At 63.3% G+C, this 13,260-nt stretch carries 10 protein-coding genes and 1 pseudogene; all 11 read left to right on the top strand.

Annotated elements, in window-relative coordinates; all coding sequences use genetic code 11:
* Positions 1 to 55: 55 nt before the first annotated feature.
* The 11 genes and pseudogenes from HV675_RS17285 (at position 56) to HV675_RS17235 (ending at position 13,213) form a co-directional block, all read left to right on the top strand.
* The gene (locus HV675_RS17285; RefSeq protein WP_175112152.1) at positions 56 to 1,789 is read left to right on the top strand and encodes a GMC family oxidoreductase; all 1,734 of its coding nucleotides are present in this window, start codon (positions 56 to 58) and stop codon (positions 1,787 to 1,789) included.
* Between the two features lie 255 nt (positions 1,790 to 2,044).
* The gene (locus HV675_RS17280; RefSeq protein WP_175112151.1) at positions 2,045 to 2,824 is read left to right on the top strand and encodes an ABC transporter ATP-binding protein; all 780 of its coding nucleotides are present in this window, start codon (positions 2,045 to 2,047) and stop codon (positions 2,822 to 2,824) included.
* The gene (locus HV675_RS17275) at positions 2,821 to 3,579 is read left to right on the top strand and encodes an ABC transporter ATP-binding protein (protein ID WP_175112150.1); all 759 of its coding nucleotides are present in this window, start codon (positions 2,821 to 2,823) and stop codon (positions 3,577 to 3,579) included. Before HV675_RS17280 ends, HV675_RS17275 begins: the two co-directional genes overlap by 4 nt.
* Positions 3,580 to 3,662: 83 nt before the next feature.
* Positions 3,663 to 4,877 (top strand): ABC transporter substrate-binding protein, encoded by a 1,215-nt coding sequence (locus HV675_RS17270; protein WP_175112149.1) that lies wholly within the window; start codon positions 3,663 to 3,665, stop codon positions 4,875 to 4,877.
* A gap of 128 nt (positions 4,878 to 5,005) precedes the next feature.
* Entirely contained in the window at positions 5,006 to 5,890 is an 885-nt protein-coding gene (locus HV675_RS17265; RefSeq protein ID WP_175112148.1) for a branched-chain amino acid ABC transporter permease, read from the top strand.
* Positions 5,890 to 6,861, top strand: coding sequence for a branched-chain amino acid ABC transporter permease (locus HV675_RS17260; RefSeq protein ID WP_175112147.1), 972 nt, complete (start codon positions 5,890 to 5,892; stop codon positions 6,859 to 6,861). Before HV675_RS17265 ends, HV675_RS17260 begins: the two co-directional genes overlap by 1 nt.
* Positions 6,862 to 7,343: 482 nt before the next feature.
* Entirely contained in the window at positions 7,344 to 8,510 is a 1,167-nt protein-coding gene (locus HV675_RS17255) for an ABC transporter substrate-binding protein (protein WP_175112146.1), read from the top strand.
* 154 nt (positions 8,511 to 8,664) lie between these two features.
* A pseudogene (locus tag HV675_RS17250) lies at positions 8,665 to 9,204 on the top strand (ABC transporter substrate-binding protein); the annotation flags it as partial.
* A 376-nt stretch (positions 9,205 to 9,580) separates the two neighbouring features.
* Positions 9,581 to 10,639: a branched-chain amino acid ABC transporter permease gene (locus HV675_RS17245; RefSeq protein ID WP_175112145.1), complete on the top strand. Its 1,059-nt coding sequence runs from the start codon at positions 9,581 to 9,583 to the stop codon at positions 10,637 to 10,639.
* 4 nt (positions 10,640 to 10,643) lie between these two features.
* Positions 10,644 to 12,428 carry a branched-chain amino acid ABC transporter ATP-binding protein/permease gene (locus tag HV675_RS17240; protein ID WP_175112144.1) on the top strand — a complete coding sequence of 595 codons (1,785 nt, stop codon included), beginning with the start codon at positions 10,644 to 10,646 and terminating at the stop codon, positions 12,426 to 12,428.
* A complete protein-coding gene (locus HV675_RS17235) occupies positions 12,428 to 13,213 on the top strand; it encodes an ABC transporter ATP-binding protein (RefSeq protein WP_175112143.1) in 786 nt (261 codons plus the stop codon). Before HV675_RS17240 ends, HV675_RS17235 begins: the two co-directional genes overlap by 1 nt.
* Positions 13,214 to 13,260 lie beyond the last annotated feature (47 nt).

Below are 13,260 nucleotides of genomic sequence, written 5' to 3'. Positions count from 1 at the left end.
AAAGAGAAAGTGCGAACGCGTTGAAGACGCGCGGGATCGCAAAAGGAGACCAGCAATGACCACGACTCATCCATCGTCGACATCCGCCCAGACGGCGCGCAACCGGACCGTCGAAGGCGAGTTCGATTACATCGTGATCGGCGCCGGCACCGCGGGATGCGTGCTCGCGAATCGCCTGAGCGAGGATCGCGATGTGTCCGTGCTGCTGCTCGAAGCCGGCGGCAAGGACGACTACCACTGGATTCACGTGCCGGTCGGCTACCTGTACTGCATCGGCAATCCGCGCACCGACTGGCTGTACAAGACCGAGGCCGAGCCGGGCCTGAACGGCCGCGCGCTGTCGTATCCGCGCGGCCGCGTGCTCGGCGGCAGCTCGTCGATCAACGGCATGATCTACATGCGCGGCCAATCTCAGGACTATGACGAGTGGGCCCGCGTGACGAACGACGCGTCGTGGTCGTGGGACGCGGTGCTGCCGGTTTTCAAACGTAGCGAAGACCATCATGGCGGCGCGAACGAGTGGCATGGCGCGGGCGGCCCATGGCGCGTCGAAAAACAGCGCCTCAAATGGAAGATTCTCGAAACCTTTTCGCATGCCGCGCAGCAAACCGGCATTCCCGCCACCGACGATTTCAACCGCGGCGATAACGGCGGCGTCGGCTACTTCGATGTGAACCAGAAGCGCGGCATCCGCTGGAGCGCGGCGAAGGCATTTCTGCGGCCCGCATTGGGGCGGCCGAATCTGACCATCATCACGGGCGCGCTCACGCAGCGTCTCGTATTCGAAGGCAAACGCTGCGTCGGCGTCGAGTATCGCGGCAATGATGTCGATTACGTCGCGAAAGCAAAGTGCGAAGTGATCGTCAGCGCCGGCGCGGTGAATTCGCCGCAGTTGCTCGAACTGTCCGGCATCGGCAACGGTACGCGTCTGCAAAACCTGGGCATCGAGGTCCTGCAGGACTTGCGCGGCGTCGGCGAGAATCTGCAAGACCATCTGCAACTGAGGATGGCTTACAAAGTGCGCGGCGTGCGCACGCTGAACACGACGTCCGCGCATTGGTGGGGCAAGCTGATGATCGGGCTGCAGTATCTGTTGCTGCAAAGCGGTCCGATGGCGATGTCGCCGTCGCAACTCGGCGCGTTTGCGAAGTCCGATTCCGATGACCGGTCGATCACCCGTCCCGATCTCGAGTACCACGTGCAGCCGCTATCGCTCGATCGCTTCGGCGAACCGCTGCATCGTTTCAACGCGTTTACGGCCTCGGTGTGCCATTTGCAGCCGACCTCGCGCGGCAGCATCCACATCAAGTCGCCGGACCCGCACGCGCCGCCGCTGATCGCGCCGAACTATCTGTCGACCGAATACGACCGGCACGTCGCCGCGAATGCGCTGCGTTTGACACGCCGCATTGCCGCCGCGCCCGCGCTCGCGCCATATTCACCGGAGGAGATTTTGCCGGGCGTGCAGTTCCAGACCGAGGAGGAATTGCAGCAGGCGGCCGGCAACGTCGGCACGACGATCTTCCATCCGGTCGGCACGTGCCGCATGGGGACGACCGATGACCCCGCAGCGGTGGTCGATACCCGGCTGCGTGTGATTGGTGTGGATGGCTTACGTGTGGTCGATGCGTCGGTGATGCCGGTCATTACCTCGGGCAATACCAATTCGCCGACGTTGATGATCGCCGAGCGCGCGAGCGAGATGATTCGCGCCGATCGTCGTGCGCAGCGCGGCGGCGTCGCGACATCGAGCGAAATGCCTGCCGTGACGCCTATGTCAGTCGCGTGACACGATCATATTTGCGGCAGCGCATGGCGGTTCAACGCATGTGCCGGATGCTCGCCGCATACTTAGTGCAAATCCCAATGAATGCGCTGCATCAATGGGGCGACAATGGCAGCCATGCTGCGTAGCGCGGCATGGCTTGCCGTTCGTATTGGTGCATCACGCCACGACCGGCAACGGGGGTTCTACCGCCATCCGACCTTGCGCACGTCTGCGCGGATACCGTAGTGCTTCGCCTTACTTCGCATGGAAGGGAACATGATTCTCGGCGATACGATACTCGAAACACGCGGGCTCACGAGGGAGTTCAAAGGCTTCATAGCGGTCAACGGCGTCAATCTGCGCGTGCGGCGCGGCTCGATTCATGCACTGATCGGCCCGAATGGCGCGGGCAAGACCACCTGCTTCAATCTGCTTACGAAGTTTCTCGAACCGACTGCCGGGCAGATCGTCTTCAACGGTATCGACATCACGCGTGAGCGTCCCGCGCAGATCGCACGGCGCGGCATCATTCGCTCATTTCAGATTTCCGCGGTTTTTCCGCATTTGACCGCGCTGCAGAATGTGCGGATCGGCTTGCAGCGCGCGCTGGGCACCGCGTTTCATTTCTGGAAGAGCGAGCGCACGCTGCGTGAACTCAACGACGAGGCGCTCGATCTGCTGACGCAAGTCGGCCTCGCCGATTTCGCCGATGTGCCGACGGTCGAACTGTCGTATGGCCGCAAGCGCGCGCTCGAAATCGCGACCACGCTCGCGATGGAGCCCGAACTGATGCTGCTCGACGAGCCCACGCAAGGAATGGGTCATGAAGACGTAGACCGCGTGACCGCGTTGATCAAAAAAGTATCGACGGGCCGCACCATCCTGATGGTCGAACACAACATGAATGTGATCGCCGGCATCTCCGACACGATCACGGTTCTGCAGCGCGGTGAAGTGCTTGCGGAGGGCGCCTACGCGGAAGTGTCGAAGAACCCGCTCGTGACGCAGGCGTACATGGGCAGTGCCGATGCCGCGCTGGCCGGAGCCCATGCATGAGCGCGGTGACCGAGAACGAAAACATCGAGGCGGACGGGGCGTCGAGCGCGGAGCCTGCGCTCGAGATCGCGGGGCTGCAGGCGTGGTACGGCGAGTCGCATATCCTGCACGGCGTCGACCTGAGCGTGGCGCGCGGCGAAGTCGTCACGCTGCTCGGCCGCAATGGCGCCGGGCGCACCACGACGCTGCGCGCGATCATGGGCCTCACCGGCCGGCGCACGGGTTCGATCCGCATCGGCGGCCGCGAAACGATCGATCTGCCGACCCATCGCGTCGCGCATTGCGGTATCGGTTACTGCCCTGAAGAACGCGGCATTTTTTCGAGCCTCTCATGCGAGGAAAACCTGCTGCTGCCGCCGCCGGTCGGCGACGCGGCGCACATGATGTCGCTCGACGAAATCTACGACATGTTTCCGAATCTGCGCGAGCGCCGGATGAGCCAGGGCACGCGCCTGTCGGGTGGCGAGCAGCAGATGCTTGCGGTCGCACGCATCCTGCGTACCGGCGCGAATCTGCTGTTGCTCGACGAAATCTCCGAGGGCCTCGCGCCGGTGATCGTGCAGGCGCTCGCGCGCATGATCGTCACGCTGAAATCGCGCGGCTACACGATCGTGATGGTCGAACAGAATTTCCGCTTTGCCGCGCCGCTCGCGGATCGCTTCTATGTGATGGAGCACGGGCGCATCGTCGAGCATTTCGGTGCAAAGGAGCTCGATAGCAAGATGCCGGTCCTGCACGATTTGCTCGGGGTGTGAGCGGTGCGGGAGCTCGATCCCGGCCGCTCTCGCAACGCACATTGCCTCTGATAAACACAACGCAGAACGAAGGAGACACACACATGAAAAGGAAAACTCTCGCGCGCCTCATCTCATTTTGCTGCGCGGCGGCGGCCGGTATCGCGCTCACCGCGGGCAGCGCGCGGGCAGCCGACGATGCGGTGAAGATCGGCTTTATCACGGACTTTTCCGGGCTGTATGCGGACATCGACGGCCAGGGCGGCCTTGAAGCGATCCGCATGGCCGTCGCGGACTTCGGCGGCAAAGTGAACGGCAAGCCGATCCAGATTCTTTACACGGACCACCAGAATAAGGCTGATATTGCCGCGTCGCGCGCACGCGAGTGGTTCGATCGTGAAGGCGTCGAAGCGGTTATCGGCGGCACCAACTCGGCAACCGCGCTATCGACCAACCAGGTCGCAGGCGAAAAGCACAAGGTGTACATCAATATCGGCGCGGGCGCCGACACGCTGACCAACGAGCAATGCACGCCGTACACGGTCCACTATGCGTACGACACGACCGCGCAGGCGAAAGGCACCGGTTCAGCGATCACGAAGCAGGGCGGCAAGACGTGGTACTTCCTCACCGCCGATTACGCGTTCGGCAAGGCGCTCGAAAAGGCGACGGCCGACGTCGTGAAGGCGAACGGCGGCCAGGTGCTCGGCGAAGTGCGGCATCCGCTGTCGGCCTCCGATTTCTCGTCGTTCCTGTTGCAGGCGCAGGCCTCGAAGGCGCAGATTCTCGGCCTCGCGAATGCGGGCGGCGATACGATCAACGCGATCAAGGCGGCGAAGGAATTCGGCATTACGAAGTCGATGAAGCTCGCCGCGCTGCTGATCTTTATCGACGACATCCACAGCCTCGGCCTCGAAACCACCCAAGGCCTGGTGCTGACCGACAGCTGGTACTGGAACAAGGACGCGAACACGCGCAAGTGGGCGCAGCGCTACTTCGACAAGATGAAGAAGATGCCGTCGAGCCTGCAGGCGGCCGACTACTCGGCCACGATGACGTACCTGAAGGCGGTGCAGGCGGTGGGCTCGACCGACCCGGACAAGGTGATGGCGCAACTGAAGAAGACGCCGATCGACGACTTCTACGGGAAGGGCTACATCCGCCAGGACGGCAGCTTTATCCACGACATGTATCTGATGCAGGTGAAGACGCCGGCCGAATCGAAAGAGCCGTGGGACTACTACAAGATCACGGCGACGATTCCGGGCGAACAGGCATTTACGACGAAGCAGGAAACGCGCTGCGCGTTGTGGAAATAAGCGCCGGCGGATGTCTGCCGCGCGGATGAACGCCGGCAGGCGCGCAGGCTCCGCGTGCTGGGCGCATTGAGCCGCAACGGGTTCGATGCGCCCAGCGCGCTTTCGCTTTCACTTTGACGACGCGTTCAATGGATATCTTTGGCATCCCGCTGCCGGCCATGTTGAGCCAGTTGCTGCTGGGTCTCGTGAACGGCTCGTTCTACGCGATCCTGAGCCTCGGCCTCGCGATAATCTTCGGCTTGCTCAACGTGATCAACTTCGCACACGGCGCGTTGTTCATGCTGGGCGCGATGCTCACGTGGATGGGCTTCGCGTATTTCGGCCTGCCGTACTGGGTGATGCTCGTGCTGGCGCCGGTCATCGTCGGATTGTTCGGCATGCTGATCGAACGTTCGATGCTGCGCTGGCTGTACAAGCTCGATCACCTGTATGGCCTGCTGCTGACGTTCGGGCTCACGCTCGTCGTCGAGGGCGTGTTCCGCTCGGTCTATGGCGCGTCCGGTCAGCCGTACGACGTGCCCGCGTTACTCTCCGGCGCAACCAACCTCGGCTTCATGTTCCTGCCGAACTATCGCGCGTGGGTCGTGGTGGCGTCGCTGATCGTCTGCTTTGCAACGTGGTTTGTGATCGAGAAGACGCGCCTTGGCGCGTATCTGCGCGCGGGCACCGAAAACCCGAAACTCGTCGAGGCGTTCGGCGTGAACGTGCCGCTGATGGTCACGCTGACATACGGCTTCGGCGTCGCGCTCGCGGCCTTCGCCGGCGTGCTCGCCGCGCCGGTGATCCAGGTCTCGCCGCTGATGGGGCAGCCGCTGATCGTCACGGTGTTCGCGGTGGTCGTGATCGGCGGCATGGGGTCGATCATGGGCTCGATTCTGACCGGCCTCGTGCTCGGCGTAATCGAAGGATTCACGCGTGTGTTCTACCCGGAAGCGTCGGCGACCGTGGTGTTCGTGATCATGGCGCTCGTGCTGCTCGTGCGGCCGACCGGTCTCTTCGGCAAGGAAAAATAATGCAGAGAAAAGCGCTCTACGTGCTGCTGCTGATCGGACTCATCGTCGCGCCGTTCGCCGGCGTCTATCCGGTGTTCGTGATGAAGGTGCTGTGTTTTGCGCTCTTCGCGGCGGCGTTCAATCTTCTGATCGGCTATACGGGGCTGCTGTCGTTCGGGCATGCGATGTTTCTCGCAACGGCCGGCTATGTCACCGGCTACGTCATTCAGACGCTCGGCTCGACGCCCGAGATCGGTGTGCTGGCGGGCACCGCGGCGGCGACGCTGCTGGGGCTCGTGGTCGGGCTGTTCGCGATTCGCCGGCAGGGCATCTACTTCGCGATGGTGACGCTCGCGCTCGCGCAGATGGTCTACTTCGTGTTCCTGCAGGCGCCGTTCACGCATGGCGAAGATGGTCTGCAAGGCGTGCCGCGCGGCAAGCTGTTCGGTTTGCTCGATCTGTCGTCCGATCTGACGCTGTACTTCGTCGTGCTGCTGGTGATGGTGCTCGCGTTCCTGCTGATCGTGCGAATCGTCCATTCGCCGTTCGGGCAGGTGCTGGTGGCGCTCAAGGAAAACGAACCGCGCGCGATCTCGCTTGGCTATGATACGAACCGCTTCAAGCTGCTGGCGTTCGTGCTGTCCGCGGGTCTGGCGGGCCTCGCCGGTTCGCTGAAGGTGCTGGTGCTCGGCTTCGAGACTTTGAGCGACGCGTACTGGACAATGTCGGGCCTCGTCGTGCTGATGACGCTGGTCGGCGGCATGGGCACGCTGTTCGGACCGCTGCTGGGCGCGGCGCTGATCGTGTCGCTCGAAGACCGGCTCGGCGATATCGGCAACGCGGTCGCCTCGATGACCGGCATCGACTGGTTCCGCTCGCTCGGCGAATCGGTGACGATCGTCACCGGGCTGATTTTTATCGCATGCGTGCTGGCCTTCCGGCGTGGGATAGTCGGCGAGATCGTCGCGCGTGTGAGACCGCTGCGCGCGTGATGCGCTGAGGTCGGCATGGAAGCGTTTCCGGTTGCTTCGGTATCCGATCTAAAAACAGCGTGATGCAGCGCGTTCAGACGGCTTCACAAGGTGTCGACAGAGATGCCCTACTACGGTGCGTGTCTGCACCACTAGGGTAAATGCTAGTTGTTAGGAAAAGGCTGCTTGTTTAATCTTCACACAGTTCTGATGCACCCGAATTTTGCAGGTGGAGAACGAGGAGACAATGAGGCGCTAAGCGCCCATACGAAAGCGCTGTTGGACCAGGTCCAACAGCGCTTTTTACTTTTTGCTCGCGTCTGTCATCTGTCCGGCACGTTCGTCGTAACGTGCCATCCATCGCACCGCTATCTGCGCTCGCAAACGCTTGCCTCGTCCAATTCCGCTAAACTCGCCATTCCCTGTTCAGGCCGGCCATGGCGTCGGCCGTTCAAATTCGGCCCTTTATCTCAACTGCGCGTTGAACGGGCAAAAGGAGTGGAATGAAGTCGGCATGGCGATGGATCAGCGCGGCACTCGTCGCGGCAAGCGTGTGTGCGATATACAGCAGCCCGGCGGCGGCGGACGTCAAAATCGGCATCACGGTATCCGCGACCGGCCCGGCGGCTTCGCTGGGCATCCCTGAAAAGAACACGGCGACGTTACTGCCGAAAGAGGTGGCGGGGCAGAAAGTCGACTACATCGTGCTCGATGACGCGACCGACTCCACCCAGGCGGTCAAGAACGCGCGCAAGCTGACCAGCGAAAATCACGTCGACGCGCTGATCGGCTCCACGATCGTGCCGAACTCGCTGGCGATGATCGACGTCGCGAGCGAAGCGCACACGCCGATGATCTCGCTGGCCGCTGCCGCGACCATCGTCGAGCCGATGGATGCGAAGCGCGCGTGGGTCTTCAAGACGCCGCAAAACGACATCCTGATGGCCACCGCGATTGCGCAGCATATGGCCAGCCACGGCGTGAAGACCGTCGCGTTCATCGGCTTCGCGGATGCGTACGGTGAGAGCTGGTTCAAGGAATTCTCGAAGGCTGCGGATCTCGCGAAGATCAAGGTCGTCGCGAGCGAGCGCTTCGCGCGCAATGACACGTCGGTGACAGGGCAGGTGCTGAAGATGATGGCGCAGCACCCGGATGCGGTGCTGATCGCCGGCGCCGGCACACCGGCCGCGCTGCCGCAGAAGACGCTCAAGGAGCGCGGCTACAACGGCAAGTACTATCAGACGCACGGCGTCGCGAACAACGACTTCCTGCGCGTGTGCGGCAAGGATTGCGAGGGCACGTACCTGCCGGCGGGCCCGCTGCTGGTGGCGGACCAGCTGCCGGAGGCGAACCCCGCGAAGCAGGCCGCACTGACGTATAAGCATGCGTACGAAACCGCGTTCGGCGCGGGATCGGTATCGACATTCGGCGGCCATATGTGGGATGCTGGATTGCTGCTGCAGCGTGCGATTCCGCTCGCGTTGAAGAAGGGGCAACCGGGCACGCCGGCGTTTCGTGACGCGTTGCGCGCGGAGCTCGAGGACACGAAGGATCTGCCGGCGTCGCAGGGCATCTTTAACATGAGCGCCAATGATCACGCCGGGCTCGATCAGCGTGCACGCGTGATGGTGCAGATTGTCGACGGCAAATGGAAGCTCGTGTCCGACTAGGCGACGGCGACGCTTGCCGGTGCATCCGGGTAGAAAAGGCGCGTGCAGTTTGACGCGCCTTTTTTAATGGCTGCTTGCCGGGAAAATCATTGTTGGCGCGCTGTTTGTCGTGCGAGCGGCCGGGGCAGGTGCGCGGCGCGCGATTACGCCACGAAGGTTGAATGGCAGGCATCCGGACGCGGTGCTGATCGCCGGTTCGGGCACGCCCGCCGCGCTGCCGGCGAAGACGCTGAAAGCGCGCGGTTACTCGGGCAAGGTCTATCAGACGCACGGTGTCGCGAATAACGATTTCCTGCGCGTGTGCGGCAAGGATTGCGATGGCGAGCTACTGCCGGCCGGGCCGATTCTCGTGACTGAGCAACTGCCGGACTCGAACCCGGCGAAGCGGTCGTCGCAGGCGTACAAGGATGCCTACGAAAAAGTCTATGGCGTGGGCTCGGTGTCGACGTTCGGCGGACATGCGTGGGATGCCGGTCAATTGCTGCAGCATGCGATTCCCGCAGCGCTGCAGAAAGGGCAGCCGGGCACTGCGGCGTTTCGCGCCGCGTTGCGCGACGCGCTTGAGAACGTGAAGGACCTGCCGGTGTCGCAGGGCATCATCGATATGACGCCGGCTGACCACAATGGCCTCGACCTTCGCGCCCGCGTGATGGTGCAGATCGTCGACGGCAAATGGAAGCTGCAGAACGATTAGAAAAGTCGCGTCGTGGCTTGCGACGCATAAGCTTCGTATCGAGCACAATGGCAGGCGCTGCTGCGCCGGGGCGCTGTCGCAGCGAGGTTTGCGCTGGTCGGGGGCGCGTGGTGGCACGGTGTTCCGGTGGCGGCATACTGGACGACGCCAGGACGCCAGGACGCCAGGACGCCAGGACGCCAGGACGCCAGGACGCCAGGACGCCAGGACGCCACGGCGCACGACGAGCACTGTGCAACGTCACCGCGCCACGTTGCGGCCGTGATATACGAATGAACTCGCATGGCTTCAACGCCGGCTCGGCCCACCTGACGCCGGCCGGCGTTGCCCTTTGTTTTCCCCGTTTCCGACTTTCGACGCTCGAGGACGAGTCTGTATGGATCTATCAATCGCGGCGATCCTCGCGCAGGACGGCATCACGACCGGCGCAATCTACGCATTGCTCGCACTCGCGCTGGTACTGGTGTTTTCAGTCACGCGCGTGATCTTTATCCCGCAAGGAGAGTTCGTTTCATACGGCGCGCTGACGCTCGCGGCGTTGCAGTCGCAGAAGTTTCCGGCCACGTGCGGGCTGCTTGTCGCGCTGGGCGTCGCGTGCTTCGTCGTGGACACAGCCGGACTCGTTCGGCGTCCCGAACGACGCCGCCATCATGCGGCGCGCACGCTCGCGATGCTGGCCGGCAAATATCTGCTGTTCCCGATCGCGGCGTATGCGCTCACGCACGGCCTATTCACGCATCCGCTGCCGATGATCATGCAGATTGCGCTCGCGCTGCTGATCGTGATTCCCATGGGCCCGTTCGTGTATCGGCTTGCTTTTCAGCCGATCGCCGGGACGACGACGCTATTGCTGCTGATCGTGTCGGTCGCGGTGCACTTCGCGATGGTCGGCCTCGGGCTCGTGATGTTCGGCGCGGAAGGCTCACGAACCAATGCGTTCTCGGACGCGACGTTCAACCTCGGCGCGATGACGATCTCCGGACAGAGCCTGTGGGTGATCGGCACAGCGGTCGCGCTGATCGTCGCGCTGTACCTGTACTTCGACCGCACGATTTCCGGCAAGGCATTGCGCGCGACATCGGTGAATCGTCTCGGCGCGCAACTGGTCGGCATCGGCACGACACAGGCGGGACGCGTCGCGTTCACGCTCGCCGCGGGCCTCGGCGCGCTGTGCGGCATGCTGGTCGCACCGCTGACGACGATCTACTACGATTCCGGCTTTCTGATCGGCCTGAAGGGCTTCGTCGGCGCGATTATCGGCGGGCTCGTCAGCTATCCGCTGGCGGCCGCCGGCTCCGTGCTGGTCGGGTTGCTCGAGTCGTATTCGTCGTTCTGGGCGAGCGCGTACAAGGAAGTGATCGTGTTCACACTGATTATCCCGGTGCTGCTGTGGCGCAGTCTCGCGACGCCGCACGCGGAAGAAGCGGAGGAGTGACACGATGAAACGGATCGTTCGCAACGGACCTTTCTGGCTGTTCCTCGTCGTGCTGTTCGCGCTGCCGGTGTTGCCGGCGCCGCTGCAAGTGCCCGAGTACTGGATCACGCTGCTCAACTACATCGGCCTCTATTCGATCGTCGCGATCGGCCTCGTGCTGCTGACCGGCATCGGCGGCATGACGAGCTTTGGGCAGGCCGCGTTCGTCGGTATCGGCGCCTATGCGACCGCCTGGCTGACGACGCAATTCGGCGTGTCGCCATGGCTCGGATTGATCGCCGGCGTGGTGGTGACCGCGCTGGTCGCATTGCTGCTGGGCGCGGTGACGATGCGGCTGTCCGGGCATTTCCTGCCGCTCGGCACGATCGCGTGGGGGCTCGCGCTGTTTTTCCTGTTCGGCAATCTGGATTGGCTCGGCAAGTACGACGGCATCAACGATATTCCCGTGCTCGACCTGCTCGGCATCCAACTGGAGACCGGGCGGCATATCTACTATCTGATCTGGATCGTTGTCCTGGCGGCGGTCGTCTCTGTTCAGAATCTGCTTAATAGTCGGCCCGGTCGAGCGATTCGCGCGTTACGCGGCGGCGGGTCGATGGCGGAGGCGATGGGCGTCAATACCGGCTGGATGCGGGTTGTCATTTTTGTTTATGCGGCGGTGCTGGCGTCGATTTCCGGTTTTCTCTACGCGCATTTGCAGCGTGCGGTGAATCCGACCCCGTTCGGGTTGAATCACGGCATCGAGTATCTGTTTATGGCGGTGGTGGGCGGCGTGTCGCATGTGTGGGGCGCGGTGCTCGGCGCCGCGATCCTGACGCTGCTGCAGGACTACCTGCAGACGCTGTTGCCGAAGCTGCTCGGCCAGAACGGCGACTTCGAAGTGATTGTGTTCGGCGTACTGATGGTCGTGCTGCTGCAATACGCGCGAGGCGGCGTCTGGCCGCTCGTCGCGCGGCTTTTTCCGCGTGGGCCGCGCGCGCATGCGCCTGACCACGTGCATCCGCTGCCGATGCGCAGCAAGCCGGCGGCCGGCGAGCGGCTGCTGGTCGTCGAGAAGGTGCGCAAGGAGTTCGGCGGGCTGGTCGCGGTCAACGACGTCAGCTTCGAGGTGTGCGCCGGCCAGATCATCGGGCTGATCGGGCCGAACGGCGCCGGCAAGTCGACGACGTTCAATCTTGTGAGCGGCGTGCTGCAACCCACTCGCGGCACCCTGACGTTCCGCGGCGAGCGCATCGATGCGCTGCATTCGCGCGAGATCGTCAGGCGCGGGATCGGGCGGACCTTTCAGCATGTGAAGCTGCTGCCGGGGATGACGGTGCTCGAGAACGTCGCGATCGGTGCGCATTTGCGCGGTCGCGCCGGTGTGTGGCGCAGCATCGCGCGGCTCAACCGGTCGGAGGAAGCGCGTTTGATGGCGGAAGCGGCGCGGCAGATCCGGCGCGTCGGGCTCGAGCAGCATATGTACGACGAGGCCGGCAGTCTCGCGCTGGGCCAGCAGCGGATTCTCGAAATCGCGCGCGCGTTATGCTGCGACCCGACGCTGCTGCTGCTCGACGAGCCGGCGGCCGGTCTGCGCCATCAGGAGAAATTGCAGCTGGCCACGCTGCTGCGCCGGCTGCGCGAAGAGGGGATGAGTGTGCTGCTGGTCGAGCACGACATGGATTTCGTGATGAATCTGACGGATCGGCTGGTGGTCATGGAGTTCGGGACGCGGATTGCCGAGGGTTTGCCGCAAGACGTGCAGCAGGATCCCGCGGTGCTCGAAGCGTATCTGGGCGGAGTGGAATGATGACGGTGACGGATAGGAAGACTTCGGACGGCTCGTCGTCTTCGACGCCGATTCTGCAGGCGAGCAATCTGTCGGTTCGCTACGGAAAAGTCGAGGCGCTGCATGATGTGCGCATCGACGTTCGGCCGGGCCAGATCGTCTCGGTCATCGGGCCGAACGGCGCAGGGAAGTCGACCTTGCTGAACGCGCTTATGGGCTCGCTGCCCGTGACCGGCTTTGCGCGAGGCGCAATCCGCTATCGCGGGGACGACGTGATTGCGCTGCCAGTCGAACAGCGAGTCGCGGGCGGCATGTGCCTCGTGCCGGAAAAGCGCGAGCTATTCGCGACGATGACGGTCGAGGACAATCTTGTGCTCGGCGCGTACCGTCGCAGGAAAGCCGGGGAACGGAATTTTCTCGATCAGCTCGACCCGGTGTTTGTTCTGTTTCCCCGGTTGAAGGAACGTCGCAAGCAACGGGCGGGGACGCTGTCCGGTGGCGAGCGGCAGATGCTGGCGCTGGGGCGTGCGCTGATGGGCAAGCCGGACCTGCTGATGCTCGACGAACCGAGCCTTGGGCTTGCGCCGCTGATCGTGAAGGAGATTTTTCATATCATCGGCGCGTTGCGGGCAACCGGTGTGGCAACGCTGCTGATTGAGCAGAACGCACGCGCGGCCTTGCAGATCTCCGACTACGGCTACGTGCTGGAGACAGGTGAACTTGCGCTGGAAGGCGCAGCGGCCGAGCTGGCGCAAAACCCGCAAGTGATCGAAACCTATCTGGGGCTCGCGAAGAAGACGGCCTGAGGCTGCATCGCGTTGCGATGCAGCGTTGCGCTTGAGCATCGAGAGCG

It is taken from the genome of Paraburkholderia solisilvae (assembly GCF_902859875.1).
In the GTDB taxonomy this organism is placed as follows: domain Bacteria; phylum Pseudomonadota; class Gammaproteobacteria; order Burkholderiales; family Burkholderiaceae; genus Paraburkholderia; species Paraburkholderia solisilvae.
This window is presented reverse-complemented; position numbering and strand designations above follow the sequence as displayed.

What these genes read in the sequence shown, in the direction of transcription:
- HV675_RS17285 (WP_175112152.1), top strand. Translation starts at nt 56, where the DNA reads ATGACCACGACTCATCCATCGTCGACATCCGCCCAGACGGCGCGCAAC.
- HV675_RS17260 (WP_175112147.1), top strand. Translation starts at nt 5,890, where the DNA reads ATGCAGAGAAAAGCGCTCTACGTGCTGCTGCTGATCGGACTCATCGTC.
- HV675_RS17235 (WP_175112143.1), top strand. Translation starts at nt 12,428, where the DNA reads ATGACGGTGACGGATAGGAAGACTTCGGACGGCTCGTCGTCTTCGACG.
- HV675_RS17280 (WP_175112151.1), top strand. Translation starts at nt 2,045, where the DNA reads ATGATTCTCGGCGATACGATACTCGAAACACGCGGGCTCACGAGGGAG.
- HV675_RS17255 (WP_175112146.1), top strand. Translation starts at nt 7,344, where the DNA reads ATGAAGTCGGCATGGCGATGGATCAGCGCGGCACTCGTCGCGGCAAGC.
- HV675_RS17245 (WP_175112145.1), top strand. Translation starts at nt 9,581, where the DNA reads ATGGATCTATCAATCGCGGCGATCCTCGCGCAGGACGGCATCACGACC.
- HV675_RS17265 (WP_175112148.1), top strand. Translation starts at nt 5,006, where the DNA reads ATGGATATCTTTGGCATCCCGCTGCCGGCCATGTTGAGCCAGTTGCTG.
- HV675_RS17240 (WP_175112144.1), top strand. Translation starts at nt 10,644, where the DNA reads ATGAAACGGATCGTTCGCAACGGACCTTTCTGGCTGTTCCTCGTCGTG.
- HV675_RS17270 (WP_175112149.1), top strand. Translation starts at nt 3,663, where the DNA reads ATGAAAAGGAAAACTCTCGCGCGCCTCATCTCATTTTGCTGCGCGGCG.
- HV675_RS17275 (WP_175112150.1), top strand. Translation starts at nt 2,821, where the DNA reads ATGAGCGCGGTGACCGAGAACGAAAACATCGAGGCGGACGGGGCGTCG.